At 71.5% G+C, this 25,509-nt stretch carries 25 protein-coding genes; 16 read left to right on the top strand and 9 right to left on the bottom strand.

The annotated features are described in order from the left end of the window. The first annotated feature begins 102 nt into the window (after window positions 1–102). From G3I56_RS34815 to G3I56_RS34860, 10 genes are all read left to right on the top strand, one after another. Window positions 103–2,199 (top strand): tetratricopeptide repeat protein, encoded by a 2,097-nt coding sequence (locus G3I56_RS34815; RefSeq protein ID WP_164416114.1) that lies wholly within the window; start codon window positions 103–105, stop codon window positions 2,197–2,199. A gap of 143 nt (window positions 2,200–2,342) precedes the next feature. Continuing rightward, window positions 2,343–3,458: an alanine dehydrogenase gene (ald, locus tag G3I56_RS34820; protein ID WP_164416241.1), complete on the top strand. Its 1,116-nt coding sequence runs from the start codon at window positions 2,343–2,345 to the stop codon at window positions 3,456–3,458. A gap of 434 nt (window positions 3,459–3,892) precedes the next feature. Continuing rightward, a complete protein-coding gene (locus tag G3I56_RS34825; protein ID WP_164416116.1) occupies window positions 3,893–5,029 on the top strand; it encodes a ParA family protein in 1,137 nt (378 codons plus the stop codon). Beyond that, entirely contained in the window at window positions 5,014–5,607 is a 594-nt protein-coding gene (locus tag G3I56_RS34830) for a hypothetical protein (RefSeq protein WP_164416118.1), read from the top strand. Before G3I56_RS34825 ends, G3I56_RS34830 begins: the two co-directional genes overlap by 16 nt. An 18-nt stretch (window positions 5,608–5,625) precedes the next feature. Beyond that, window positions 5,626–6,678, top strand: coding sequence for a segregation/condensation protein A (locus G3I56_RS34835; protein ID WP_164416120.1), 1,053 nt, complete (start codon window positions 5,626–5,628; stop codon window positions 6,676–6,678). Next, window positions 6,675–7,337, top strand: coding sequence for an SMC-Scp complex subunit ScpB (gene scpB, locus G3I56_RS34840; RefSeq protein ID WP_164416122.1), 663 nt, complete (start codon window positions 6,675–6,677; stop codon window positions 7,335–7,337). The genes G3I56_RS34835 and scpB overlap by 4 nt, the downstream gene beginning before the upstream one ends. Beyond that, window positions 7,337–8,557, top strand: a complete 1,221-nt coding sequence (locus G3I56_RS34845; protein WP_164416124.1) for a pseudouridine synthase — start codon at window positions 7,337–7,339, stop codon at window positions 8,555–8,557. The genes scpB and G3I56_RS34845 overlap by 1 nt, the downstream gene beginning before the upstream one ends. 315 nt (window positions 8,558–8,872) lie before the next feature. After that, window positions 8,873–9,718, top strand: a complete 846-nt coding sequence (locus G3I56_RS34850) for an NUDIX domain-containing protein (RefSeq protein WP_164416126.1) — start codon at window positions 8,873–8,875, stop codon at window positions 9,716–9,718. Then, complete coding sequence (locus G3I56_RS34855; protein ID WP_164416128.1) at window positions 9,715–10,737, top strand: ADP-ribosylglycohydrolase family protein; 1,023 nt, start codon at window positions 9,715–9,717, stop codon at window positions 10,735–10,737. The genes G3I56_RS34850 and G3I56_RS34855 overlap by 4 nt, the downstream gene beginning before the upstream one ends. A 21-nt stretch (window positions 10,738–10,758) precedes the next feature. After that, window positions 10,759–11,511: a nucleotidyltransferase domain-containing protein gene (locus tag G3I56_RS34860; RefSeq protein ID WP_164416243.1), complete on the top strand. Its 753-nt coding sequence runs from the start codon at window positions 10,759–10,761 to the stop codon at window positions 11,509–11,511. On the opposite strand, the gene G3I56_RS34865 is transcribed toward G3I56_RS34860, so the two are convergent. The 4 genes from G3I56_RS34865 to G3I56_RS34880 are packed head-to-tail and all read right to left on the bottom strand — an operon-like array spanning window position 11,437 to window position 13,960. Beyond that, entirely contained in the window at window positions 11,437–12,237 is an 801-nt protein-coding gene (locus G3I56_RS34865) for a nucleotidyltransferase domain-containing protein (RefSeq protein ID WP_275406916.1), read from the bottom strand. The two genes, G3I56_RS34860 and G3I56_RS34865, sit on opposite strands and share 75 nt — an antisense overlap. Before the next feature lie 22 nt (window positions 12,238–12,259). Then, entirely contained in the window at window positions 12,260–12,667 is a 408-nt protein-coding gene (locus tag G3I56_RS34870; RefSeq protein WP_164416130.1) for a Rieske (2Fe-2S) protein, read from the bottom strand. Continuing rightward, the gene (locus G3I56_RS34875) at window positions 12,664–13,248 is read right to left on the bottom strand and encodes a DUF6529 family protein (RefSeq protein ID WP_164416132.1); all 585 of its coding nucleotides are present in this window, start codon (window positions 13,246–13,248) and stop codon (window positions 12,664–12,666) included. Before G3I56_RS34875 ends, G3I56_RS34870 begins: the two co-directional genes overlap by 4 nt. 34 nt (window positions 13,249–13,282) lie before the next feature. Next, window positions 13,283–13,960, bottom strand: coding sequence for a hypothetical protein (locus G3I56_RS34880; protein ID WP_164416134.1), 678 nt, complete (start codon window positions 13,958–13,960; stop codon window positions 13,283–13,285). Window positions 13,961–14,231: 271 nt separating this feature from the next. Here G3I56_RS34880 and aroH point away from each other — a divergent pair, with 271 nt between their 5' ends. The 5 genes from aroH (at window position 14,232) to der (ending at window position 18,795) form a co-directional block, all read left to right on the top strand. Then, a complete protein-coding gene (gene aroH, locus G3I56_RS34885) occupies window positions 14,232–14,594 on the top strand; it encodes a chorismate mutase (RefSeq protein WP_164317736.1) in 363 nt (120 codons plus the stop codon). Beyond that, the gene (locus tag G3I56_RS34890) at window positions 14,591–15,676 is read left to right on the top strand and encodes a prephenate dehydrogenase (RefSeq protein WP_164416136.1); all 1,086 of its coding nucleotides are present in this window, start codon (window positions 14,591–14,593) and stop codon (window positions 15,674–15,676) included. The genes aroH and G3I56_RS34890 overlap by 4 nt, the downstream gene beginning before the upstream one ends. A gap of 194 nt (window positions 15,677–15,870) precedes the next feature. After that, window positions 15,871–16,548 (top strand): (d)CMP kinase, encoded by a 678-nt coding sequence (cmk, locus tag G3I56_RS34895; protein ID WP_164416138.1) that lies wholly within the window; start codon window positions 15,871–15,873, stop codon window positions 16,546–16,548. After that, the gene (locus G3I56_RS34900) at window positions 16,506–17,231 is read left to right on the top strand and encodes a lysophospholipid acyltransferase family protein (protein WP_343240142.1); all 726 of its coding nucleotides are present in this window, start codon (window positions 16,506–16,508) and stop codon (window positions 17,229–17,231) included. The genes cmk and G3I56_RS34900 overlap by 43 nt, the downstream gene beginning before the upstream one ends. A 91-nt stretch (window positions 17,232–17,322) precedes the next feature. After that, the gene (gene der / locus G3I56_RS34905; RefSeq protein WP_164416142.1) at window positions 17,323–18,795 is read left to right on the top strand and encodes a ribosome biogenesis GTPase Der; all 1,473 of its coding nucleotides are present in this window, start codon (window positions 17,323–17,325) and stop codon (window positions 18,793–18,795) included. An 83-nt stretch (window positions 18,796–18,878) separates the two neighbouring features. On the opposite strand, the gene G3I56_RS34910 is transcribed toward der, so the two are convergent. Continuing rightward, window positions 18,879–19,352 (bottom strand): hypothetical protein, encoded by a 474-nt coding sequence (locus G3I56_RS34910; RefSeq protein WP_164416144.1) that lies wholly within the window; start codon window positions 19,350–19,352, stop codon window positions 18,879–18,881. Between the two features lie 155 nt (window positions 19,353–19,507). After that, window positions 19,508–20,281 (bottom strand): hypothetical protein, encoded by a 774-nt coding sequence (locus G3I56_RS34915; RefSeq protein WP_164416146.1) that lies wholly within the window; start codon window positions 20,279–20,281, stop codon window positions 19,508–19,510. Between the two features lie 541 nt (window positions 20,282–20,822). On the opposite strand from G3I56_RS34915, the gene G3I56_RS34920 reads away from it, so the two are divergent. Continuing rightward, window positions 20,823–21,536 (top strand): transglycosylase family protein, encoded by a 714-nt coding sequence (locus tag G3I56_RS34920; RefSeq protein WP_164416148.1) that lies wholly within the window; start codon window positions 20,823–20,825, stop codon window positions 21,534–21,536. A gap of 88 nt (window positions 21,537–21,624) precedes the next feature. Here the strand turns inward: G3I56_RS34920 and G3I56_RS34925 are convergent, their stop codons facing one another. Genes G3I56_RS34925 through G3I56_RS34935 form a run of 3 tightly spaced genes read right to left on the bottom strand, consistent with a single transcriptional unit; the run spans window position 21,625 to window position 25,436 of the window. After that, window positions 21,625–22,272, bottom strand: a complete 648-nt coding sequence (locus G3I56_RS34925) for an ATP-binding cassette domain-containing protein (RefSeq protein WP_164416150.1) — start codon at window positions 22,270–22,272, stop codon at window positions 21,625–21,627. Further along, window positions 22,269–24,908 carry an ATP-binding cassette domain-containing protein gene (locus tag G3I56_RS34930; RefSeq protein WP_164416152.1) on the bottom strand — a complete coding sequence of 880 codons (2,640 nt, stop codon included), beginning with the start codon at window positions 24,906–24,908 and terminating at the stop codon, window positions 22,269–22,271. Before G3I56_RS34930 ends, G3I56_RS34925 begins: the two co-directional genes overlap by 4 nt. Window positions 24,909–24,911: 3 nt before the next feature. After that, the gene (locus G3I56_RS34935; protein WP_164416154.1) at window positions 24,912–25,436 is read right to left on the bottom strand and encodes a hypothetical protein; all 525 of its coding nucleotides are present in this window, start codon (window positions 25,434–25,436) and stop codon (window positions 24,912–24,914) included. Between the last annotated feature and the right edge of the window lie 73 nt (window positions 25,437–25,509).

Raw genomic sequence — 25,509 nt, forward strand, 5'->3', positions numbered from 1 at the left:
CGCGCTCCGCGCAGATCGTTGCAGAGCGTGAACTAGGCTCTGGAAACGCCCGAACCGGAGTCCCGGCGGGCTTGCGCGTGCAGGTGGACGGGAGTGTGGCCCGTGGCGGATCAGGCGGTGGACACAGACGGCGCGAAGCTGTCCGGAAACGATCGGCCGCCCGTTCCAACGGACAGTCAGTTTCTCGGTAGGACAAGAGAGTTGAAGGAACTGCGCGCCGACATCGAGCGCGCCGGACTCGACACTCTCGCGGGCCGGAAAGCACCCCGCGCGCGCGTGCTGCTCATCGCCGGCAAGCCCGGCTCGGGCCGCACCGCGCTCGCCGAGGAGCTGGCCCGGCAGGTCGCGGACAGTTACCCGGACGGTGTGCTGCGCGCCCGGCTCGCCGAACCCGACGGCACGCGCGTGCCGACCGAACGGACCGCTCGCGAGCTGCTGACCGCCCTGGAACTGCCCACCCCGCCCGGCGCCGACGAGGACGAGCTGTCCGAGGCGCTGCGCGACGCGCTGGCCGACCGGCGGATGCTGCTCCTGCTCGACGACGCGGCCGACGCCGAGCAGGTCGACGCGCTGCTGCCGGACAACCCCGACTGTCTGGCCGTCGCCGTCTCCGGGGGCCCGCTGACCGGGATCTCCGACGTCCGCCCGTGCACGCTGGGCGGCCTCGACACCAAGTCGGCCGTGGAACTGCTCGAAGGCTTCACCGGGTCGGTGCGCGTCACCGTGGACCCGCGCTCCGCCGAGGGGCTCGCCGAGGTGTGCCAGGGGCAGCCGGCCGCGCTGATGCTGGCCGGCGGCTGGCTCGCGGCCCGGCCCCAGGCGGCCGTCTCCGACCTCGCCAAGCAACTGCACGCAGAGGGCGACGAGGGCACCGCCCTGAGCCGCGTCTTCCGCCTCGTGTACGCCTCACTGCCTACCCCGGCCGCCCGGATACTGCGACTGCTCGCACTGGCCCCCGGCGGCCTGGTCGACCCGCAGACGGCCTCGGCGCTGGCCGGCTGCTCTGTCGGCGGCGCCCGCGCCACCCTGGACGACTTCGTCGCCCTGAGCCTCCTGACGGCCGTGGAGTCGCCGCTGCCGCAGTACGAGGTCCCAGGCTGCCTGCTGCCCCTCCTGCGCCCTCTCGCGGAGTCCCAGGACCGCCCGGCCGAGCTCCAGTTGGCCCGGGCCCGGATGCTGGAGCGGACGGTACGGCTGCTGGTGTCCTGCCGGGCGATCACCGAGACCGACAGCCCGCTGGCCCGCGAGAAGCTGCTCGGCACGCCCAGCTCGCTGCGCTTCCCGAACCCGAGGGCGGCGGCGGACTGGCTGGAGATCCGCCGGCCCGCCCTGCTCGCCGCGGCCCGCCTCGCGGTGGCCGACGGGGAGCTGGACACACTGGCCCGGCGCCTGATGTCCGCCCTGGTCAAGGCGATGGTCGCGCACGTCGGCACCCAGGCCGCCGCGCCCGACCTGTACGGCGTCCACCGCCTCGTCCTCGATGTCGCCGAGCGCCGCGAACTGCCCCGCGAGCGGGCCGCCGCCCTGCTGAACCTCGCCGACCTGGACGCGCAGACCGGCCGTACGAACGACGCGCTGGCCCGCTACCGGGCCGCTCTGGACGCCGGTCGCGAGGCGAACGACCCGTATGCGACCGGGCGCGCGATGGAATCCGTAGGGGGCGCGCACCAGGAGCTCGGGGACTACGACCGCGCCGCCGACTGGTACGGGCGTGCGCTCGCCCAGCGCCTGGCGCGCGACGAGCGCGAGGACGCCGCCCGGCTGTACGGCCGTATCGCCACCGCGCACACCTATGCGGGCCGCTACGGCGAGGCGCTGCGCAACTGGCGGGCCGCGGTGGCCGGTCACCGCAAGAACGGCGATGTGGCCGCGCACGCACGGGCGTTGAGCGAGGTGGCGCGGGTCCAGGAGTACGCGGGACGGCCCGAGGAGTCGCTGGGTACCTGCCAGGAGGCGCTGGAGTGGGCGCGCCGCGCCGACGACGTACGGCTGCAGGCGGCGCTCCAGCTCCGGTCGGCCGACACGTTGGAACACCTCGGCGATCCGGTGGCGGCCAGGCTGCACCGGGCCGCCGCCGAGCGGCTGCTGAGCGAGGAGCCGGACCCCCAGGAGAGTGAGCCGGACGCCCCCGAAGGTGATCCTGACCTGGAACACGACGCTAACGCCTACGAAATCCGTAGTACATCAGTCGAAGATTGATGCTTTGAAAGGCTAGACACCGAGAACGCCTTCATTAGACTGGCTCTACCGCGCCTTCTCCTGCGGTCTCCTGGTGTGCCCACGCACGTCCGGGTATGTATTGCTATGCCCCCGCACCCTCTGAGCCAAGGACCGTGATCGACGTGAAGGTCGGCATCCCCCGCGAGGTCAAGAACAACGAGTTCCGCGTCGCCATCACCCCCGCCGGCGTGCACGAACTGGTGCGCCACGGCCACCAGGTCGTCATCGAGCGGAACGCCGGCGTCGGCTCCTCGATCACGGACGACGAGTTCGTGGCCGCCGGCGCGCACATCCTTCCGACGGCCGACGAGGTGTGGGCCAGTGCCGACCTGCTGCTGAAGGTCAAGGAGCCCATCGCCGAGGAGTACCACCGGCTCCGCAAGGACCAGACGCTCTTCACCTACCTGCACCTGGCCGCGTCCAAGGAGTGCACCGACGCGCTCGTCGGGTCCGGCACCACGGCGATCGCCTACGAGACCGTCGAGCTGCCCGGTCGCGCCCTGCCGCTGCTCGCCCCGATGTCGGAGGTCGCCGGCCGGCTGGCCCCGCAGGTCGGCGCGTACCACCTGATGCGCTCGGTCGGCGGGCGTGGCGTGCTCCCCGGCGGCGTCCCCGGCACGCAGCCCGCGCGGGCCGTCGTCATCGGCGGCGGCGTCTCCGGCTGGAACGCCACGCAGATCGCCGTCGGCATGGGCTTCCATGTCACGTTGCTCGACCGCGACATCAACAAGCTGCGCGAGGCCGACAAGGTCTTCGGCACCAAGGTCCGGGCGATCATGTCCAACTCCTTCGAGCTGGAGAAGGCCGTCCTGGACGCCGACCTCGTCATCGGCGCGGTGCTCATCCCCGGTGCCAAGGCCCCGAAGCTGGTCACCAACGAGCTGGTGTCGCGGATGAAGCCGGGGAGCGTTCTCGTCGACATCGCGATCGACCAGGGTGGCTGCTTCGAGGACTCGCGTCCCACGACCCACGCCGAACCGACCTTCCCGGTCCACGGATCGGTCTTCTACTGCGTCGCCAACATGCCCGGCGCGGTGCCCAACACCTCGACCTACGCGCTCACCAACGCCACGCTGCCGTACATCGTGGAACTCGCCGACCGCGGCTGGGTGGCCGCGCTGCGCCGCGATCCCGCGCTCGCCAAGGGGCTCAACACTCATGACGGCAAGGTCGTCTACCGCGAGGTCGCGGAGGCGCACGGGCTGGAGCACGCCGAGTTGGACTCGCTGCTCGGCTGACCTTCCCGGCCCCTTCGTAGGTGCTCCCGGTCGACTAAACGACCAAGTCATCAGCGGGTAAAAGGCGATACGTCAACAGGGATCGTCAACACCCCGCACCCCGCCGGACCTTGGCCGACAGGGTCCGGCCGGATGTGTGTATGGTCACTTTGCGAAGCTCGTTCAACTCGCCTCGAACGTAACGCTTCAACCGATTCGCGCACCGGTGAACCCTGCCGTGCGACGGCCGTACGCCCTTGACAGAGGGATGTTTCATTGCCGACACATCGGGCCGGGTCCGGCGGATTGTGTTGCTGCGAACGGCCGACACGCCATAGAGTCGCCAACCGTCGGCATGGTGCCACGCTGACCTATCGAGAAGTTTCCTGGTCACCAAGGAGGTAAGACGACTTGTGAATGAGTCGACATTTACTCCCGGGGGTGGTCAACCAGGAATGCCGGCGCGGCAATCGGGCCCCGTAGGGCTCGCGGCGGTCGGCTCCGTCGCTGTCCGCACCTTCGCAGCCCATCAGGGTCACCAGATGTCCGGGGTGACCCAGCCAGGACACATGAGCATGGATGGCCATCACGTGAACGCCATGGCCGGCGACGGTAGTGGCGGGGTCCACAACCACTTCGCCGACTACGACGAACTGCCCGACGGGCACTTCTACGACCCCGACGCCGAGTACGAGCCCGATCCGGAGTACGCGGCCACGCTCGCGCCCGACGCGGCCCGTCAGCGCCGCGAGCGCATCGGCCCCACCGGACGCCCGCTGCCGTACTTCCCGATCCCGGGTCCGCTGACCAGTCACGGGCCCGCGACGATCGTCGCGATGTGCAACCAGAAGGGCGGCGTCGGCAAGACGACGTCGACCATCAACCTGGGTGCGGCTCTCGCGGAGTACGGACGCAGGGTCCTGCTGGTCGACTTCGACCCGCAGGGCGCCCTCTCCGTGGGCCTCGGTGTGAACCCGATGGAACTCGACCTGACGGTCTACAACCTGCTCATGGAGCGGGGGATGTCCGCGGACGAGGTCCTGCTCAAGACGGCGGTCCCGAACATGGACCTGCTGCCGAGCAACATCGACCTCTCCGCGGCCGAGGTGCAGCTGGTGTCGGAGGTCGCGCGCGAGTCGACGCTCCAGCGCGCCCTGAAGCCGCTGATGGCCGACTACGACTACATCGTGATCGACTGTCAGCCCTCGCTCGGCCTGCTCACCGTGAACGCCCTGACGGCGGCTCACAGGGTGATAGTGCCTCTGGAGTGCGAGTTCTTCGCGCTGCGCGGTGTCGCGCTGCTGACGGAGACCATCGAGAAGGTCCAGGAGCGGCTGAACCCGGAGCTGGAGCTCGACGGGATCCTCGCCACGATGTACGACTCGCGCACGGTGCACAGCCGTGAGGTGCTCGCACGTGTCGTCGAGGCCTTCGACGAGCACGTCTACCACACGGTGATCGGGCGCACGGTCCGCTTCCCGGAGACCACGGTCGCCGGCGAGCCGATCACCACGTACGCCTCGAACTCCGTCGGTGCCGCCGCCTATCGCCAGCTCGCCAGGGAGGTGCTCGCCCGGTGTCACGCCGAGTGAGTCTGCCGGGGGCCGACGAACTGTTCCGCACCACCGGGGGCATGGCGCTCCAGTCGTCCAGCCCCAGGCGACAGGCCAACGGTGAGGCCCGGGTGCCGGCTCCCGCAGGGGAGAGGGACGGGGCCGCCGCTGAGGACGCGCCGCACTCGGTGCCCGTCCAGGGCGGCGACGGCGACGGCGACGAACATGTCGCCACCGGCGCGGACCAGTCCGGCGCCGGTGAGTCGCGCAGCCGGGGGGCCGTCGCGGAGCGTCCGATGCGCCGCCAGGGCGAGCAGGAAGGTTCTGCCTCCGGGCAGCAGGGGCCGTCGCCGCAGTCGGTCTCGGCGTCCCGCAAGCGTGGAAGGGCCCCCTCGCGGCGGCCCAGCGGGCGCGAGCGGCACGACGAGAAGATCACGGTGTACGTCTCCGCCGAGGAGCTGATGGACCTGGAGCACGCGCGTCTGGTGCTGCGGGGCGAGCACGGCCTCGCGGTCGACCGCGGGCGGATCGTGCGCGAGGCGGTCGCGGTGGTGCTCGCGGATCTCGAGTCCCGTGGCGACGCGAGCATCCTCGTACGACGGTTGCGCGGGCGCTAGCGGTAGCCTGCGAGGGCCATGACCTCGAACGACGCCCCTGCCCCCGGCTCCGCCGGTCGTCGGCGTGTGCTGGGGCGGGGTCCGGGGGGCGCACCGCCGGTTTCGGCCGGATCCTCGGTCGGACCTTCGGCTGAATCCTCGGTCGAAGAGGCGGCAGAAGTAGCAGAAGTACCGGAGGCCCCGGTTCCATCGATGGAACCGGGACCCGGGCCGGAACCGTCCGCCGGGCCTGTCGAGCCCGCCGCGCCGGACGAACCCGATGACGGGGTCTTCAAGGTCCGGCTCGCCAACTTCGAGGGGCCCTTCGATCTCCTCCTCCAGCTGATCTCCAAGCACAAGCTGGACGTCACCGAGGTCGCCCTCTCCAAGGTGACCGACGAGTTCATGTCGCACATCAGAGCGATGGGTCCGGACTGGGATCTCGACCAGACGACCGAGTTCCTGGTCGTCGCGGCCACTCTGCTGGACCTGAAGGCCGCGCGGCTGCTGCCCACCGCCGAGGTCGAGGACGAGGCCGACCTGGCTCTGCTGGAGGCCCGCGACCTGCTGTTCGCGCGGCTGCTCCAGTACCGCGCGTACAAACAGGTCGCCGACATCTTCAGCCGCCGCCTCGACGACGAGGCCCGCCGCTATCCCCGTACCGTCGGACTGGAACCCCACCACGCCGAACTGTTGCCCGAGGTCGTCATCAGCATCGGGGCGGAGGGGTTCGCGAAGCTCGCCGTGAAGGCGATGCAACCCAGGCCGAGGCCGCAGGTGTACGTCGACCACATCCACGCGCCCCTGGTGAGCGTGCAGGAGCAGGCCCAGATCATGGTCGCCCGGTTGCGGGTGCTGGGCCACGCCACCTTCCAGGACCTCGTCGAGGACACCGATGACACGCTGACCGTCGTGGCGCGCTTCCTGGCCCTGCTGGAGCTGTACCGCGAGAAGGCCGTCACCCTGGACCAGGAGACTGCTCTCGGGGAGCTGGTGGTGTGCTGGACGGGCGGGGAGGGTGACCGGGAGCCGACGGTCACCGACGAGTTCGACCGGCCGCCGGAGCCGGCGAAGGAGGAGAAGAAGGCGTGAGCGAGGAGACCACCGAGGTGCCGGCCGGACTGCGGACCGTCGCCGATCTCGATCTCAGGCCCGCCCTGGAGGCCGTCCTCATGGTCGTGGACGAACCCGCGACCGAGGAACACCTCGCGAAGATCCTCCAGCGGCCCCGGCGGCAGATCGCGGACGCCCTGCGCGCGCTGGCCGACGAGTACACCGTCCAGAGGCGCGGTTTCGAGCTGCGACTCATCGCCGGCGGCTGGCGTTTCTACTCTCGGCCCGAGTACGCGGCGGCCGTCGAGGGCTTCGTCCTGGACGGGCAGCAGGCCCGGCTCACCCAGGCGGCGCTGGAGACGCTGGCGGTCGTCGCGTACCGGCAGCCGGTCAGCCGCAGCCGGGTCTCGGCGGTCCGCGGAGTCAACTGTGACGGGGTCATGCGGACCCTGTTGCAGCGCGGTCTGGTCCTGGAGGCGGGGACGGAACCCGAAACAGGTGCGATCCTGTACAGGACGACGAACTACTTCCTGGAGCGGATGGGCCTGCGAGGCCTGGACGAACTCCCGGAGCTCGCACCCTTCCTTCCGGAGGCGGACGCGATCGAGGCCGAGACGCAGGAAGGTGTTCCGTCGTTCGATCCGGATGCTCCCGATGCTCCGGGTGCAGACGACGCAGACGACCAGACGGAATTTTGATGCGAAGCAGTAGCGGCAGCGGTAGCGGTGGCGGCAAGAGTGGTGGCGGGCGCGGTAACTCCCGCGGCGCAGGCAACGGCGGGGGCGACCGGCGGGGCCAGGGCCAGGGCCAAGGGCGCGGTCAGGGCCAGGGGCGCGGTCCGGCTCAGGGGCGAGGCCAAGGCTCAGGTCAGGGCCAGGCTCAGGGACGCGGCCAAGGCCCAGTTCAGGGGCAGGGTCAGGACAAGGCCCAGGGGCGTCCCAGTAAGCCGCGTCCCGAGGAGCGCCGCTACGACGTGGGGCCGGCCGCGACTCCGGACGGCCCGAAGTCCGGGCGCGGTGCCTCCGCGCGTGGCGGTGCCAAGGGCGGGCCCAGGCAGGGCCACAACAGCACCGGACGCGGGCGCTGGGTCCCGGCGACCTCTCGCGAGTACGACGCGCGGGCCGAGGAGCGCAACCGGGAGCGGTACGCCGACAAGAAGGACGTCCAGCTGCCCAAGACGTTCCCGGGTGCCGAGCAGGAGGGCGAGCGGCTCCAGAAGATCCTGGCGCGCGCGGGCTACGGTTCCCGGCGGACCTGCGAGGAGCTGATCGAGCACGCGCGCGTGGAGGTCAACGGCGAGATCGTGCTGGAGCAGGGGCTGCGTGTCGACCCCGAGCACGACGAGATCAAGGTCGACGGGCTGACGGTGGCCACGCAGTCGTACCAGTTCTTCTCGCTGAACAAGCCCGCGGGCGTCGTCTCGACGATGGAGGACAACGAGGGCCGGCAGTGCCTCGGCGACTACGTGACGAACCGCGAGACGCGGCTCTTCCACGTCGGCAGGCTCGACACCGAGACCGAGGGCGTCATCCTGCTCACCAACCACGGTGAGCTGGCGCACCGGCTGACCCACCCCAAGTACGGCGTGAAGAAGGTCTACCTCGCGCACATCGTGGGCCCGATCCCGCGCGATCTGGGCAAGCAGCTCAAGGAGGGCATCCAGCTGGAGGACGGGTACGCGCGTGCGGACCACTTCCGGGTGGTCGAGCAGACCGGCAAGAACTACCTCGTGGAGGTCACCCTTCACGAGGGCCGTAAGCACATCGTGCGCCGCATGCTCGCTGAGGCCGGCTTCCCGGTCGACAAGCTGGTGCGCGTCTCCTTCGGTCCGATCACCCTGGGCGACCAGAAGTCGGGCTGGCTGCGCCGCCTGTCCAACACCGAGGTCGGCATGCTGATGCAGGAAGTCGATCTGTAGACGCGCGGAGGGCTCGTGGCCGGCGTCGACTGCTTGCGCCCGAGTGCTTGTGTCTGCGGCCGATCCCGGAGCTTTCCGGGGTCGGCCGTTTTCGTATGGCCAGGAAGGCCGCCGAAGCACTCCTGGTCGCCCGGGAGGGCATTGGGCACCCCTCCCGGCCTCACGGTCCTCCCGGGCGCTTGAGGGGCCACTGAGGGGCTTCTGCCGTATGGGAGTCGTCAAGAAGGGTTGTGCGGTCCGCTCGGGCTCTTTATAGTCGGTATGACTATTGGTCATGGTGACCATAAAGAGCGACCGCGAAGGGGGCGGGCGGGCATGACCGCACCTGTGAACGGAACGGCGCGGGGCCGGGCCCCCGAGGGGTACGACAAACACGCCTTCGAACCTTTCGGCGTCACCGTCGATCTGGCCGTCCTGACCCTCCGCGCGGGCGCGCTGCACGTGCTGCTCGTCGAGCGCGGTCACGAGCCCTACGCCGGCCGCTGGGCACTGCCCGGAGGCTTCGTCCTGCCCGACGAGTCCGCGGAGACGGCGGCCCGGCGTGAACTCGCCGAGGAGACCGGCCTGTCGGACGTGTCCGGGCTGCGCCTGGAGCAACTGCGCACCTACAGCGAACCCGACCGCGACCCGAGGATGCGCGTCGTGTCCGTGGCCTTCGCCGCGCTGTTGCCGCACGCGCCCGAACCGCACGGCGGCGGGGACGCGGCGCAGGCCCAGTGGCTGCGGTACAACGCCCTCGGGCCGCTCGCCTTCGACCACGACCGCATCCTGGCCGACGCCCACGACCGGGTCGGCGCCAAGCTGGAGTACTCCTGCATCGCGACCGCCTTCTGCCCGCCCGAGTTCACCCTCGGTGAGCTGCGGCAGGTCTACGAGACCGTCTGGGGCACCGCGCTCGACCCGCCCAACTTCCGCCGCAAGGTGCTCGCCACCCCCGGCTTCGTCGAACCCGTACCGGGCGGCGCACGTCTGACCGGCGGCCGGGGCAAGCCCGCCGCGCTGTACCGCGCGGGCACCGCGGACACCCTGCACCCGCCGCTGCTGCGCCCGACCACGTCGGTGTCGCGCGCCTCGCCCCCGTCGTCCTCTTCTCCCTCCTCCCCGTCCCCCTCCTCCCCTTCGTCACAGTCCCCCTCGTCACCGGAAGGACGCCCCGCATGACCACCACGACCGTCAGGAAGCGCGCCGCTAGTGGGGCGTTGATCGGGCTCGCGCTCGGCGACGCCCTGGGCTTCCCGACCGAGTTCAAGGACATCCCGTCGATCCTCGCCGCGTACGGCCCCTGGCGGCGGATGGAGCTGCCCACCCCCGCGATCGTCACCGACGACACCCAGATGACGCTGGCGCTCGCGCACGGTCTGCGCGCGGCGATGGACCGGGGGCTGCTCGCCCCGGCCGGGATGGAGCGGCCGGTGCGCGAGGAGTTCGTGAAGTGGTTCCGGTCGCCGGACAACAACCGGGCGCCCGGCCGCACCTGCCTGGTCGCCTGCGAACTGCTGGAGAACGAACGGCTGCCCTGGCAGGAGGCCAGCCAGATCGGTTCCAAGGGCTGCGGAGCCAACATGCGCGTGGCGCCCCTCGGCCTGGTCGCGGCTCTGAGCGACGAACAGCGCGCGGGCGCAGCCCAGTTGCAGGCCGCGCTCACCCACGGACACCCGACGGCGCTGGCCGCGTCCGACCTCACCGCCTACGCCGTACGGCTGCTCGCCCACGGCGCCGGCCCGGCCGAACTGGTGACCCTGCTCCGTACGCACGCGCACGAGAGCCGTAGCCGCTACTACCACCGCTGGCTGGGCGACCTGTGGACGCACAGCCACGATCCGAGCCCCGAGCACTTCATCGCCCGCGGCTGGGACGAGTGCCTGGCGATCCTGGACCGGCTCCAGTTCGCTGTCCGCACCGCCTCACCCGAGGACGACCCCTGCCTCGCCACCGGCGCCGGCTGGACGGCCGAGGAGGCCCTGGCGACCGGCCTGCTGTGCTTCCTGCTCTTCCCCGACGAGCCCCTCACGGCCCTGCGACGCGCCGCCTGCACCTCCGGCGACTCGGACTCGATCGCCTGCCTGACCGGAGCCTTCGCCGGCGCCCACCACGGCACCGACGCCTGGCCGACCCGCTGGGCGGACCGCATCGAGTACGGGGGTGACCTGCAGACCCTGGGCGCGCTCTGGGACGCTTGACGGATGAACGACGCGCTGGGCCTGGCCGACCTCCCGGATCTCGACCTGACGTCGGTGGTCGCCGAGCAGCCCGACCCCGTGCTCTTCGCCACCGTCTCGGGCGCCCACCTCTACGGCTTCCCGTCCCGCGACTCGGACGTGGACCTCCGGGGTGTCCATCTGCTGCCGACCGCCGACCTGGTCGGGCTCCGGGAGCCGGCGGAGACCCGGTCGCGGATGTGGGTGCGGGACGGCGTCGAGCTGGACCTCGTCACCCACGACCTGCGCAAGTTCGTACGGCTGATGCTGCGCCGCAACGGCTATGTGCTGGAGCAGTTGCTGTCCCCGCTGGTGGTGCACACGTCCGACGCGCACCGGGAGCTCGCCGCGCTCGCCCCCGGAGTTCTCACCGGTCACCATGCCCACCACTACCGGGGCTTCGCGGTCACACAGTGGCGGTTCTTCGAGAAGAGCGGTGAACTCAAGCCGCTGCTCTACACGTTCCGTGCGCTGCTCACCGGCATTCAGCTGATGCGCGCCGGTGAGGTGCAGGCTCATCTGCCCACCCTCGTCGAGGAGATCGGCGAGGCCCCCGCGTATCTGCCGGAGCTGGTCGCGGCCAAGGCGGAGCGGGAGCACGGGCCGGCCGGCGTCGACCACGCGCGCGTGGCGGGCGATGTGGAGGGACTGCACCGGGTGCTGGACGAGGCGCAGGCCGCCTCAACGCTGCCGGACGCCCCCGCCGCCCACGACGCCCTGCACGACTTCGTCGTACGGGTCCGGCTGGCAGGCTGAGGCGCGCCGGGTGCGGACGAGGAAGTCCTCGACGCGCCGGTGGTCCGGTTCCTCGGGGAGCGGGCTGCGGTGGGACGCGGTCTCGGCCTCCGCCGCGAGGCGGTTCATCCGGGACTCGACCTCCGGCCACGGCACCTCGCCCCGCTTCACCGCCAGCAGCGGGCCGCGTTCGTCACCGACGTCGATCGTCAGAGTGCCCGTGCGCAGCAGATCGCGGCAGCTCGTCAGGAGGCGCAGCATGTGCATCGCGTGCTTCCAGCGCGGGGCGCCGTGGACGCGGACGTCCGCCTCCAGCTTCTTGTGCTGGCCCAGTGCGTAGCGTGCGAACGTCTCGTGCGTCCGGCGGGAGAGGAACGCCCCGCGCAGGGCGAGGAGTTCGTGGCCCGTGTCGTCGGCGTACTCCACGAGGGGGGAGTGGAGGCACTCCAGGATGTTCGGGTTGGCCCGCAGAGCCAGTGCGCAGAAGCGTTCCAGCTCCCAGCTGAACTGCTCCTCCGCCGGGCCCTCCACATGCGTGGGCGGCTTCTGGAACCTCCAGAACAGGGGAGTGGGCGCGAGGAACACCCCGCGCCGGTCCGTGTCGCTGCCGTCCGTCGCCAGGCCGAAGGCGCGCGAACCCATCACACAGGCGTAGACCGTGTGGTCGCGTACCAGGGTCTCGGGGCTTTCGGAGCCGTCGGAGCCCTCGCGGCTCTCGGGGCCTTCGGGGTCGGAATGCGGGCGCATTCCGGGAGCGTACGTGGGAACCTCACGCCAGGCGGATCGAATTTCCCGCCACCGTGATCTTCTTCGCGGCCAGCGGCTGTGTCGCCGGGGGGTTGGCCACCGAACCGTCCGTGATGTTGAACTTGCTGCCGTGGCAGGTGCAGTTGATGGTGCCGCCCGTGACGTTGGCCACGGGGCACTGCTGGTGCGTGCAGATCGACGTGAAGGCCTTGAACTCGCCCTCCTTGGGCTGCGTCACCACGACCTGCTCGTCCTTGAAGATCTTCCCGCCGCCGACCGGGATGTCGGCCGTCGTGGCCAGCTCCTGTCCGGGGGAGCCGGCGGAGTCGGACGAGGACGCGGATTCGCCGCCGTACTCGCTGCATCCCGCTGTGAGCGCCGCCGCGCCCGTCGCGAGGATGACCGTGCGTCGCGTCGGGCCTTGCGTCATGTCGTCACTCCGAAGTTGCGGAAGAACCAGAGGGCGGAGGTGAGCCAGAGGATCGTCAGGGCGGTGAAGACCAGTCCGCCGACGACCGGCAGCAGCCAGCCGGGCAGCCGGTCCCAGCGAAGCAGCAGCATCTTCGCACTGAAAACACCGAAGAAGAAGCAACCCAGGAGGGAGTGCCACATCACACGTGAATCGTATGTTTGATATCCGAACGCGTACAGACAGTGCACCGCCACCGGAACCGCCACCAGGAACGCGATCCGCCCCGACCAGCGGTGCAGGGTCGCCGACCAGCTCGGGCCCGGCAGTTTCCCGTACACCATCAGCGCCGACACGACCTGGACGAGCGCGAAGCCGAACGCCGTCGTCGCGAGCCAGGACTTCACCGCGCTCGTGCTGCTGAACCCGGCCAGGTTGAAGGCGGTGCCCTCCGGGTCGTGGACCTTGCCGTACACCCCCAGGCCCACCGCGACGGCGGCGGCGACGAGCGCCGGGACGAGGTAGCGGGCGGCGCTCGGGCCGCTGGGGGCCGGCGGACGCGGAGGGAAACTCTGGGTGGCGGCGTTCGGGTCCACGGTCATTTTCGGCTCCCTGCAAGGAGTAAGGAGTGGGGTGTCAGGGGGTGACCGGGCGGGCCGTCAGCCGCTGGCCGTCGATCGTGACCGCGCCGGTCTCCGGGTCGATCCGGGGCGCGGGGGAGGGCTTGCCGTCGCGCGTGAGGATGCCGACCTGCTCCCCGGTCGACAGCACGATCCAGCCGCCGTCGACCTTGGCGTTCCGTACGGTCGCGGTCGCCCGGTAGAGCCCGGACGGCTTGACCGCCTTGTCCGCGGTGAAGGCGTAGTGCCCGCCCTCGATGTCGACCGTGCCGCGGATGCTCTTGCCCTTGAGGGTGCCGTTCAGTACGGAGCCGCCGTCGCCGGTGAGCTTCATGGAACCGTCGGCCCCGACATCGCCCTTCAGCCACGACTCCTTGTCACGCCCGTCGCAGAAGTACGCGATCGCCCTGCCGTCGCGCAGCGAGACCGACACCGCGGACGAGTCGTCGTCCGTACGGCCCGCGTAGTCGGAGTTCGGCGCGGGAGTCCTGGTGGGCGACGGGGACGGGGTCGCGGGTGGGGAAGGCGATGGAGACGCCTTCGTGGCGGAGGGCGCCGGCGACACCTTGTCGGCGGGTGAGTCGGCCTGGGACGTGGCCGCCGGTTTCGTCCCGGTCGTCGCATTGAGCGACAGCATGAACAGGGCCAACAACAGTCCCGCGAGCAGTGTGAAAAGCGGTCCGGTGCGTTTCATCGGGCCTCCCCCGAGGCGAGTTTCCTGCTATCAGAGCGGACCCGCGCCCCCGCGTCCAGAGCGCACGGGCGTGTTCGCACTCCAACTCGCGGATTGGGGCGAATCGGGTGACATTGGCAGAGCCCGGTGCGAGCCGCGCGACGCGTCTCAGCGTGCGGGCGCCGCGCGTCCCTTCCGCACCGGCTGACTAGGCTGGATGGACCAGGAGCCGATCCGTGGATCCGAACACATGGATCAGCTCCGCATACGCACATCAGCGAGGAGCATCACCGTGGCGGTACGAGCGGTCCGGGGCGCCGTCCAACTGGACCGGGACGAGGCCGGGCACATGGACGAGCGGGTCAGCGAGCTGCTCACCGCGGTCCTGGAGCGCAACAGCCTCACCGCGGACGACCTGATCAGCGTCTGGTTCACGGCCACCCCCGACCTGCACAGCGACTTCCCGGCCGCCGCGGCCCGCAAGCTCGGCATCGTCGACGTACCGCTGATCTGTGCCCAGGAGCTGGACATCGAGGGCGCGATGCCACGGGTGGTCCGGATCCTCGCGCACATCGAGTCGGACCTGCCCCGCGCCGACGTCGCGCACGTCTATCTCGGTGCCGCGGGGGCCCTGCGCAAGGACATCGCCCAGTGAGAACCGCACTCGTCATCGGCACGGGCCTCATCGGTACGTCCGCCGCGCTCGCCCTCGTCTCGCGCGGCGTCGTCGTCCACCTCGCCGACCACGACCCCGAGCAGGCCCGTACGGCGTCCGCGCTGGGCGCCGGTACGGACGAGGCGCCTCAGGGGCCGGTCGACCTCGCGATCATCGCCGCGCCGCCCGCACACGTGGCCGGCGCCCTCGCCGACGCGATGCGCCGGGGTGTCGCACGGGGCTACCTCGACGTGGCCAGCGTCAAGGGTGGCCCGCGCCGCGAGTTGGAGGCGCTGGGCCTCGACCTGGCGTCGTACATCGGCTCGCACCCCATGTCCGGCCGCGAGAAGTCCGGTCCGCTGGCCGCGACCGGCGACCTCTTCGAGGGCCGGCCCTGGGTGCTGACGCCGACCCGCGACACCGACACCGAGGTCCTGAACCTCGCCCTCGAACTGGTCTCGCACTGCCGTGCGGTTCCCGTCGTCATGGACGCGGATGCCCACGACCGTGCCGTGGCCCTCGTCTCCCACATGCCCCACCTGGTCTCCAGCATGGTCGCCGCGCGGCTGGAGAACGCGGAGGAGGCGGCCGTACGGCTGTGTGGGCAGGGCATCCGGGACGTGACCCGGATCGCAGCCTCCGATCCCGGCATGTGGATCGACATCCTCTCCGCCAACCCCGGTCCGGTCGCCGATCTCCTCACGGACGTCGCCGCCGACCTGGGTGAGACGGTCCAGGCGCTGCGGTCCCTCCAGTCCTCAGACGAGGCGAAGCGCCGCGAGGGAATCTCCGGGGTCGAGGACGTCCTGCGGCGCGGGAACGCCGGGCAGGTCCGGGTGCCCGGCAAGCACGGGTCCGCTCCGCTGGTGTACGAGGTCGTGGCCGTTCTCATCGACGACCAGCCCGGGCAGCTGGCCCGGATCTTCGCCGACGCGGGGCGGGCGGGGGTCAATATCGAGGATGTGCGTATCGAGCACGCCACGGGGCAGCAGGCGGGGCTTGTGCAGTTGATGGTGGAGCCGAAGGCCGCGCCTGTGCTTTCGGCTTCGCTGCGGGAGCGAGGGTGGGCGATCCGGCAGTAGTGAGCGGTGTTGGTGCCGGCCTTGCTGGGGACTGCGCCCCCAGACCCCCGCTTCGGCCCTGAAGGGGCCTCGTCCTCAAACGCCGGACGGGCTGAGTACGTGTGCGGCCGGACGAGTGACTCGCACCCAGTAACCTTGTCCGGGGCACCAACCGGCCCCACCCCACCACCCCGGACCAGGAAGGTGCCTCCACAGTGGATCGCGCCGCAGTGATTGTCGCCATTGACGGGCCCTCCGGCACAGGCAAGTCGAGCACGTCGAAGGCCGTTGCCGCGCAGCTCGGGCTGAGCTACCTGGACACCGGGGCCCAGTACCGGGCGATCACCTGGTGGATGGTGACCAACGGGATCGACATCACGGACCCTTCCGCGATCGCCGACGTGGTCGGCAAGGCCGAGATCGTCTCCGGTACGGACCCGGGGAACCCGACGATCACCGTGGACGGCACCGACGTCGGCGGCCCGATCCGCACCCAGGAGGTCACCTCCAAGGTCAGCGCGGTGAGCGCCGTTCCGGAGGTGCGTGCCCAGATCACCGAGTTGCAGCGTTCCATCGCCGCGTCCGCCGAGAAGGGGATCGTCGTCGAGGGACGGGACATCGGGGCGACCGTGCTGCCCGACGCCGACCTGAAGATCTTCCTCACCGCCTCCCCGGAGGCGCGTGCCGCCCGCCGCAGCGGTGAGCTGAAGGGGGCCGACGTCAACGCCACCCGTGAGGCGCTGCTGAAGAGGGACGCGGCCGACTCCAGCCGTAAGACCTCGCCGCTCGCCAAGGCGGACGACGCGGTGGAGGTCGACACCTCCGAGCTGACCCTGCAGCAGGTCATCGAGTGCGTCGTCACCCTCGTCGAGGAGAAGCGGGACGCGAAGTGAGCGACCCGTCGAACGTTCCGTCGCTGCGAAGTGCCGAGGTCGGGCGGCGCATCGGCGTCGGCCTGATGTACGGGCTGTGGAAGCCGCGCGTCCTGGGCGCCTGGAAGGTCCCGGCGACCGGTCCGGTGATCCTCGCCGTCAACCACTCGCACAACATCGACGGCCCGATGGTCATCGGCGTCGCGCCCCGGGGATCGCACTTCCTGGTCAAGAAGGAGGCGTGGATCGGCCCGCTCGCCACCTTCATGCGCGCCACCGGACAGCTGGAGGTGGACCGCTCGACCGCCGACCGCAAGGCGATCACCCAGGCCCTGGGTGTGCTGGCCAGGGGCGGGGTCCTCGGGATCTTCCCCGAGGGCAGCCGCGGCGACGGCGACTTCGCCTCGCTGCGTTCTGGGCTCGCCTACTTCGCCGTTCGCAGCGGTGCGAAGGTGGTTCCGGTGGCCGTCCTGGGAAGTACCGACCGGCGCGGACGGTTGATAAAGGGGCTGCCTCCGCTGCGCAGCCGCGTCGACGTGGTCTTCGGTGACCCGTTCGAGGCGGGGGACGGCACGGGGCGGCGTACGCGTGCGGCGCTGGACGAGGCGACCGTACGCATTCAGAAGCAGCTCACCGCGCACCTGGAGAACGCCAGACGGCTCACCGGCCGGCAGGAAAACGCCGGGCGCCCCGCTGAGCGCTGAGCGACACTTGAGTACTTGAGCGGTTTCAGTAGTGGATCACCCGATACGGGGTGGTTCCACCGATCACCACGATGAACGAGGTACGGACTTCATGAACGACCACATTCCCTCCGAGAGCTCGGGAGAGTACGAGCACGGAGAGCTTGGCGATGCCGAGTACGCGGAGTTCATGGAGCTCGCCGCGGTGGAGGGCTTCGACGCCGAGGAGATCGAGGGCGCACTCGACGAGGCGGGGCACGGGCCGCTGCCCGTCCTGGCGGTCGTGGGGCGGCCGAACGTCGGCAAGTCGACGCTCGTCAACCGCATCATCGGGCGCCGCGAGGCCGTCGTCGAGGACAAGCCCGGCGTCACCCGCGACCGCGTCACCTACGAGGCCGAATGGGCCGGACGGCGCTTCAAGATCGTCGACACCGGCGGCTGGGAGCAGGACGTCCTCGGTATCGACGCCTCCGTGGCCGCGCAGGCCGAGTACGCGATCGAGGCGGCCGACGCGGTCGTCTTCGTCGTCGACGCCAAGGTCGGCGCGACCGACACCGACGAGGCGGTCGTCCGGCTGCTGCGCAAGGCCGGCAAGCCCGTCGTCCTGTGCGCCAACAAGGTCGACGGGCTGAGCGGCGAGGCCGACGCCACGTCCCTGTGGGCCCTCGGACTCGGCGAGCCGCACCCCGTCTCCTCGCTCCACGGCCGCGGCACCGGCGACATGCTGGACGCCGTCCTGGAGGCGCTGCCCGAGGCGCCCGCGCAGACCTTCGGCGTCGGGGTCGGCGGCCCGCGCCGTATCGCCCTCATCGGGCGCCCGAACGTCGGCAAGTCCTCGCTGCTGAACAAGGTGGCGGGCCAGGAGCGCGTCGTCGTCAACGAGGTCGCGGGCACCACCCGTGACCCGGTCGACGAGCTCATCGAACTCGGCGGCGTCACCTGGAAGTTCATCGACACGGCGGGCATCCGCAAGCGCGTCCACCTCCAGCAGGGCGCCGACTACTACGCCTCGCTGCGCACGGCCGCCGCCGTGGAGAAGGCCGAGGTCGCGGTCATCCTGATCGACGGCTCCGAGAACATCTCCATCCAGGACCAGCGGATCGTCACCATGGCCGTCGACGCGGGCCGAGCGATCGTCCTCGCGTTCAACAAGTGGGACACGCTCGACGAGGAGCGCCGCTACTACCTGGAGCGGGAGATCGAGACCGAGCTCGCCCAGGTCGCGTGGGCGCCCCGCGTCAACGTCTCGGCGCGCACCGGCCGGCACATGGAGAAGCTGGTCCCGGCGATCGAGGCCGCCCTCGCGGGCTGGGAGACCCGGGTCCCGACGGGCCGGTTGAACGCCTTCCTCGGCGAACTGGTCGCCGCCCACCCGCACCCGGTCCGGGGCGGCAAGCAGCCGCGCATCCTGTTCGGCACCCAGGCGGGCACCATGCCGCCGCGGTTCGTGCTCTTCGCCTCCGGCTTCATCGAGGCGGGCTACCGCCGGTTCATCGAGCGCCGCCTGCGCGAGGAGTTCAGCTTCGAGGGCACGCCGATCCACATCTCGGTGCGGGTGCGCGAGAAGCGCGGCAGGAAGAAGTAGCAGAAGCAGCAGTCGTACGTCTCGTACGTGACTGAGGGCGGCCCCGGATGGGAGCCGCCCTCAGTCACGTGCAGGTGCCGTGGTCACACGCCCCGGCGGGGGCCCGGTGGGAGGGCTGCCGGGATGTGTGTCATCCCGGTGTAGTGCTGCTGGCGTCCGCCCGTCGGCCATACGGCGGTCGGGGTCGCCGTCTGCCCCTGCTGCGCGTCGAGTTGACCGACCCGCTGCCACACGGACTGCTGCCCGCCGCCCTGGCTGCCCTGACCGCCGTTGCGCGCGCTGAGCGCCCCCGCGCTGTAGGCGCTGTACGAGCCCGTGCCCGAGCCGTACGAGCCGCCGTACGGGGTGAGGCCGTTCGGGCTGGCCCCGAAGGCCGAGAAGTCCAGCTCGTCCTCGCCGCTGCGGTCGCCCGGCAGCGAGCGGAAGGACTTGCCGTACTCGGCGTAGAGCGAGTCGTAGATCGGCGTGGCCGATGGGCCACTGGGATAGTCCTGGGTCGACCGCGCGGACGGGATCGGCTGATAGGACTGGCGGCGGGGGACGTCATAGGTGTGCACGTACGTCCAAACGACCCCACCGCGCATCGGATGCGGCCGACGCCCGGACAATGCGGGGCGCGCGAAGCGCCCCCGAAGGGGCGCGGGGAACTGCGCGACCAGCCACACTCAACCGGAAGTCGCCACCGTGCCGAACCACTCCCGGTCTACAGCGCTCACGTCCCCGCCAGAGGCAGAGCGCTGGCGACCAGCTTGCCGATGCCCGCCGCCTTGTCCAGCGCGTCCCGCAGCAGGTCCTCGCGGGGCTGGCGGCCGATGGAGCCGACCGGCGCCGCGAACATCAGCACCTGCTGGTGCTTGTTGGCGGCGGCGCGCCAGCTCTCGGTGACCTGGAGGGGCTGGTGTGCCTGCCACCAGGCCACCGCGGAGCCGCCGTTCGGGCCCGGCTGGAGTACGGCGTGCAGCTGGCCCGCCGCGAGCAGCACCGACCAGCCGTGCAGCACGGGCGGCACCTCCGTGAGCTCGGTCAGCGGCATGAAGCCCTGCTCGATGAGGAGCGGCAGGAAGTCGTCGCCGGCGCCGGTCGCGCCGGGGCGGACGATCGGGGCGGTCGGTTCGACGACCAGGGCGGGGTGCAACTCGCCCTCGATCAGGATCAGTCCGCTGGTGACGCCCAGTACGGCCTGCTCGGGTGCGGCCATCGGGGCCTCCTCGTCGGCGTTGATGGAGCGGACCGCGCCCTGGAGCTGCTCCTCGGTGACCTGGACGACCTGCGACGGCAGGCAGCCCGCGTGGGCGAAGGCGAGGACGGCGGTCTCGTCCCCGATGAAGAGGACGGTGCTGGTGCGCTCCTGGGCGGAGTCGCCCGGCGTGCGGCAGGACGTGCAGTCGTAACTGCCCGGGGCGTTGTCGCCGGCGAGCAGGCGGTCGGCTTCTTCGTCGCCGATCTCGGCGCGGACCTCGTCGCTGACATCGAGCATGCGCGGCACGGGTGGCTCCCTCGGGATGCGGTGCGTGGCGAGGCCGGGTCGCCCCCGGCCGGTGAGCCCGGACAGTCCGGGCTCATGAAGAGGACAACGGCGATCTGTGTCAGGGGTCACGCTGCACGGCGAACGTAATCGAACCAACCTGCGCGCACGGTCACGTTGGGTGCGGAATCGGGCACTCCATGTCAAGTAACGGGCAGGTTACGGAAGTTGGTTTGGTGAACTGACTCACAGTTTGTCCGAGTAGCTGGTTGATAAATCAGGAAATGCGCGAATTAAGTGGGTGGCCGGAATTCGCCGATACCCACGGTAACTATGAACTGGCCTGGGACAACAGGGAGTTGGTTGATATCACCCCGTCAGGGTCCATAGATTCCTCCGCCGAGTGCACCTAGCACCGCTTGGGTACGTCCGTCGGCAGCGCAGAACCAGACACCGCGCAGCACCACCGCCGACGGACGGGGCGGAGGCGTGCCGACCGCGTTCACTGCGCGGCCGACGCGCCCCGGTCAGGGGGAGCCCGGGTCTGTGGAGAGGGATCTACATGTCCGAATGTGCCGATAGTTACACCCGCAGGACGCGCAAGACGGCGGTCCTCGCCGGAGCGGCACTGCTCGCTCCGCTCGGCCTGCTGGCCGCGACCGGCAACGCCGCGGCAGCGGACAGCGGGGTGTGGGACCGCATCGCCCAGTGCGAGAGCGGCGGAAACTGGCACATCAACACCGGCAACGGCTACTACGGAGGACTCCAGTTCTCCGCCGGCACCTGGCGCGCCTACGGCGGCACGGCCTACGCGGCCACCGCCGACGGGGCAAGCAGGTCCCAGCAGATCGCCGTCGCCACCAAGGTCCAGGGCTCCCAGGGCTGGGGTGCCTGGCCGACCTGTTCGGCGCGCGCCGGCGCCGGCGGGAGCGCTCCCGCGGTCTCGGGCTCCGACTCGGGCTCCGGTTCGGCCACCACCAAGTCCACCAAGCCGACGAAGAAGTCGGTCAAGCCGTCCAACGGGCAGTCGACCGGGAAGGCGAGCGGTTCCGGTGGTTCCGCCGCGTCCGAGGCTCCGTCGAAGGCACCGGAGCGTTCGACGGCCCACGTCGGTCGCAGCTCGTCCCGCGGCGACTACACCGTCCGCGCGGGCGACACCCTGAGCGGCATCGCCGCCCGGTACACGACCACCTGGCAGCACCTCTACGCCGCCAACAAGGCTGTCATCGGCGACAGTCCCGACCTGATCGTGCCTGGACAGAGGCTCGACTTCTGAGCCGCTCCCCCTGCTTCGGGCACGGTGCCCCACCCGCTCCTCGGACCGGGTGGGGCACCGGCGTCCCACGCGGCGGTCCTGCCGCCGGTCATCCGGAGGGGCCGGCCAGTTCGGCGGCCTCCCCGCTGAACACGACGGTGCCACGCCGGAGTTCGTACACGAGGGCCCGGCGGCCGTGCAGGACGGGCGGCAACCGCTGCTCGGCGACGATCACGCAGGCGTCCAGCGCGCTCAGCAGTTCGTACGTGCGCGCCGCGACCGCCGGTGACATGCCCTGCGCGGGTTCGTCGACGAGCACCACGCGTGCACGTGCCGACATGACGCGGGAGAGCGCGAGCATGCGCTGCTCACCGCCGGAGAGGGTGCCCGCGCGGCGCGACAGCAGGGGCCCCAGCTGCGGATAGGCGTCGAGCGCGGGGACGGGATCGCCCGGCCCCAGTTCCAGGTTCTCCCGGACGGTCAGCGACCCGAACACGGCCTGTCTTTCCGGCACCAGGCGCAGACCACGCCGGGCCCGCTCGTACGCCGGCATACGGGTCACGTCGGCCCCGTCCCACACCACAGCGCCCCCGGACAGCGGTACCGCTCCGGCGAGGGCGCGCAGGACGGTCGTACGGCCGGAGCCGTTGCGGCCCAGCAGGACGGTGATGCCCGGACCGGGGGCGTCGAGGGAGACGCCGTGCAGGGCCTCCAGCGGGCCGTACCGCACGCGCGCGTGCCGCAGGGAGAGGGTCATCGGCCCACCGTCGCTTCCAGGGCGGCGAGGATCTCGCCGGGCGGTCCGGACGCGACGATCCGGCCCGCCGTGAGGACGTGCACCTCGTCGGCCAGGTCGGCGACCAGGTCGAGGTCGTGCTCGACGACCAGCAGGGCGGTGCCGTCGGCGGCGAGGGCGCGCAACACCCGGGCCAACGCGCCGACTTCCGCGGTGTCGAGTCCGGCGGCGGGTTCGTCGAGGAGCAGGACGCGCGGGCTGCCGGCGAGTGCGCGGGCCAGTTCGACGCGGCGCAGGGTGCCCGTCGGCAGGCCGGCCGCGGGCAGCGCCCGTACCGCTCCGTCGAGCCCGAAGAGCCGCAACGCCCGTTCCACCGCCGACGGATCGGATACATCGGATACACAGCCCTGTTCGGCGCCCACGCGGACGTTCTCGGCGACGGTCAGCGACGGGAAGACGGCCAGCTGCTGGAAGGTCCGCGCGACACCGAGCCGGGTACGGGCATGGGCGGCGAGCCGTGTGATGTCCCGCGCTCCGAAATGCACCTCCCCGCGCGCGGGACGCACGGTTCCGGCGAGACAGTGGAACAGGGTGCTCTTGCCTGCCCCGTTGGGCCCGACGACCGCGGTGACCCGCCCCGGCCGGACGTCGAGATCCACCCCGTCGAGCGCCGTGAAACCGCTGTAACGGACGTGAAGGCCCCGCGCGCGCAGGAGCGGGGCAGGGGAGGGCGAGCCCCTGGGAGGGGCGGTCCGGCGCAGTGGTGGGGGAGGCGGCGGCTTTGGGACCGGTCGTGCGTCCTCGCTCCACAGCCGCCCCCGTACAGCGACTCCCAGGGGTGTCAGCCGCGCCATCCGCCCCGCTCGCAGGCGTTCCGTCGCCGCCCGCAGGGCCTCGTACGGGCCGCCCGGGAAGCGGCCCACCAGAGCCGCCAGAACGCCGATCAGGGCCGCCGCCATCCCACCCCGTGCCCCCGCGTCCAGCCCCACCAGCAGTGCCGCGGCGGCCAGCGCGCCCAGGGTGCTGTCGGCGCCCAGGACCACGACCGCGGCGAACCACAGCAGCCCGCGTACGGGGTCGAACGCGCCGGGGTCGAAGGCGCGCAGGCCCATGGTGAGCAGGGCGCCGCCGAGGGCGGCCAGGGCGGCGCCCGTGACGAAGGCCAGCAGTTTCAGGGACGGGACCCGCACTCCCGCCGCCGACGCGCCCGGCTCGTGGTCCCGCATCGCGGCCAGGGCCCGGCCCGTGCGGCCCGTGCGCAGGAACCGTGTCGCCAGCAGCGCGCCTGCGAGCAGAGCCAGTTCCAGGACGTAGTAGGCGCGGTCGCCCTCGAAGCCCGCCGGACGGTTCACGGTCAGGCCCGCGATGGCGTACGGCTGCGCGAGGACGAAGCGGCTCACCCCGACGCCCACCGCGAACGTGGCCAGCGCCAGTGCCAGACCGTGGCGCCGGATCGCCGGCCAGCCCGTCAGCAGGCCCAGGGGAGCCACCAGGAGCACCGCCAACGCCAGCGCGGCCAGTTCCGGCAGGCGGCGGGGCAGGCCCGGGAAGCGTCCCGCGGCCAGCAGGGCGGTGAACAGGGCGCCCAGACCCGCGTACGCCGCCTGGCCCAGCGAGATCTGGCCGCCCCGGCCGGTCACCACCACCAAGGACAGCAGCACCACGCCAAGCGCCGGCACCTGGACCGCCGTATGCAGGTCAGGGCCCGCGAAGCCCAGCGGGAGCAGGAACAGCACCCCCGCCACGATCCACGCGCCCGGCGGGGTCGGCACGCGGGCCGTCACGGTGCGTGGCAGCGCGTCGCGCGTGCCGATCCGGGGCAGCACCAGGGCCGCGACGAGCAGCGCGACCACGAAGAGGTTGCTGCCGACGGCCTGGAGCAACGGCTGTGCCCAGCCCGCCGGGTGCAGCCGGGTCAGCTGGCTCTGGGCGACTCCGAGCCCCAGGGCGACCAGTACCGCCACCGGGAGGCTGCGCATCCGGGCCGCCACGGCGACGGCGACCACCTCCATCACCAGCAGCGGCATGCCGTACGGGTCCAGCCGGACGTACGGGGCCAGTAGTACGCCGGTCAGGCCCGCGGTGAACGAGCCGAACGCCCAGCCCGCCGCGGCCACCCGGTCCGCGTCGATGCCGTTCAGCACCGCCAACCGCCGGTCGTCGACCACCGCGCGCAGCTCCCGCCCGAACCGCATCCACCGTGTGACCGCGCCCACGGCAGCCGCCAGCACCAGCGCCACCGCGAGCTGCCCCCACGGATCCGCCGACACCAGCTCCGGCGCGTCCGCGCGTGCCCCCGGCCCCCACACCAGCGCGGCCCCGCCCACCAGCAGTACGAACACGCCGATCGACGCGACCAGGGTCCGCGCCGGCTCGCCGCCCAGGACCGCGAGCGGCCGGAACACGAACCGCTCCAGGGCGATGCCGATGGCCGGGGCAAGCACGAGCAGCGTCACCAGCGCGCCCAGCCACAGCGGCCAGCCCCACTCGACCGTGCACTGCCGCAGCGCGTACGCGCACACCATCGCGATCGCGCCGTGCGCGAGGTTCAGCACGCCGGTCGCGCGGTAGGTGACGATCAGACCGATCCCGGTGAGCGCCGCCGCGCTGCCGACCGAGAGACCCGCGAGGGTGAGGTCGTACGTCAGGGAGGTCATCGGTCAGTCGTCCGCCGAGTCCGGCTCGCAGATCGGGCAGGGGGCCAGTTCGCCGGTCGCCAGGAGCTTGCCGTCCACCGGTACCGCCTCCGGCTTCCCGGCGACCAGCGGGCAGTCCGCGCGGTGCCAGAGAGTGCCGCCCGGGATCATCAGCAGACGGCCGCTGACGGCCACGGGAGCGGTGACGGGCTCTCCGGCGGCCTCGGTGGGCTCGGCGGCCACCAGGAGGCCGTACAGCTCCTCCACGCGGGCTGCTGCGAGCGCTTCACGGCCGTGGGTGAGAAGGACGGCGCCCGCGACGATCAGCGCCGCGCCGGGGACCGTGCAGGACGCGAGGTAGGGCAGCTGCCGCTCGGCGAACCGCTCGCCCGAGACGCCGTACCAGCCGAGCACGCACAGCACCGCGCCCGCCGCCAGCGCGGCCCAGCCCGTCCAGAGGACGGGATGCGCGGTCCGCAGCCGAGCCGATCGAGCTGTCCTCGTCCTGGGCGTCCTGGGCGTCCTGGGCGTGCTTGCCGTCCTTGGCATCCTTGGCTCCCACACGTCGTGTGTCCTGGCTGTGTCCGTCCGAGCCGGCCAATGGCTTGCACTATGCCCGCTG

The sequence above is a fragment of the Streptomyces sp. SID12488 genome, assembly GCF_010548275.1.
In the GTDB taxonomy this organism is placed as follows: Bacteria; Actinomycetota; Actinomycetes; order Streptomycetales; family Streptomycetaceae; genus Streptomyces.

Bases quoted from the DNA above. Each gene is read 5' to 3' on its own strand.
- G3I56_RS34825 (WP_164416116.1), top strand. From the start codon at position 3,893: ATGCCGGCGCGGCAATCGGGCCCCGTAGGGCTCGCGGCGGTCGGCTCC.
- G3I56_RS34835 (WP_164416120.1), top strand. From the start codon at position 5,626: ATGACCTCGAACGACGCCCCTGCCCCCGGCTCCGCCGGTCGTCGGCGT.
- G3I56_RS34845 (WP_164416124.1), top strand. From the start codon at position 7,337: ATGCGAAGCAGTAGCGGCAGCGGTAGCGGTGGCGGCAAGAGTGGTGGC.
- G3I56_RS34850 (WP_164416126.1), top strand. From the start codon at position 8,873: ATGACCGCACCTGTGAACGGAACGGCGCGGGGCCGGGCCCCCGAGGGG.
- G3I56_RS34855 (WP_164416128.1), top strand. From the start codon at position 9,715: ATGACCACCACGACCGTCAGGAAGCGCGCCGCTAGTGGGGCGTTGATC.
- G3I56_RS34865 (WP_275406916.1), bottom strand. From the start codon at position 12,237: ATGCGCCCGCATTCCGACCCCGAAGGCCCCGAGAGCCGCGAGGGCTCC.
- G3I56_RS34870 (WP_164416130.1), bottom strand. From the start codon at position 12,667: ATGACGCAAGGCCCGACGCGACGCACGGTCATCCTCGCGACGGGCGCG.
- G3I56_RS34875 (WP_164416132.1), bottom strand. From the start codon at position 13,248: ATGACCGTGGACCCGAACGCCGCCACCCAGAGTTTCCCTCCGCGTCCG.
- G3I56_RS34880 (WP_164416134.1), bottom strand. From the start codon at position 13,960: ATGAAACGCACCGGACCGCTTTTCACACTGCTCGCGGGACTGTTGTTG.
- der (WP_164416142.1), top strand. From the start codon at position 17,323: ATGAACGACCACATTCCCTCCGAGAGCTCGGGAGAGTACGAGCACGGA.
- G3I56_RS34920 (WP_164416148.1), top strand. From the start codon at position 20,823: ATGTCCGAATGTGCCGATAGTTACACCCGCAGGACGCGCAAGACGGCG.
- G3I56_RS34925 (WP_164416150.1), bottom strand. From the start codon at position 22,272: ATGACCCTCTCCCTGCGGCACGCGCGCGTGCGGTACGGCCCGCTGGAG.
- G3I56_RS34930 (WP_164416152.1), bottom strand. From the start codon at position 24,908: ATGACCTCCCTGACGTACGACCTCACCCTCGCGGGTCTCTCGGTCGGC.
- G3I56_RS34935 (WP_164416154.1), bottom strand. From the start codon at position 25,436: ATGCCAAGGACGGCAAGCACGCCCAGGACGCCCAGGACGCCCAGGACG.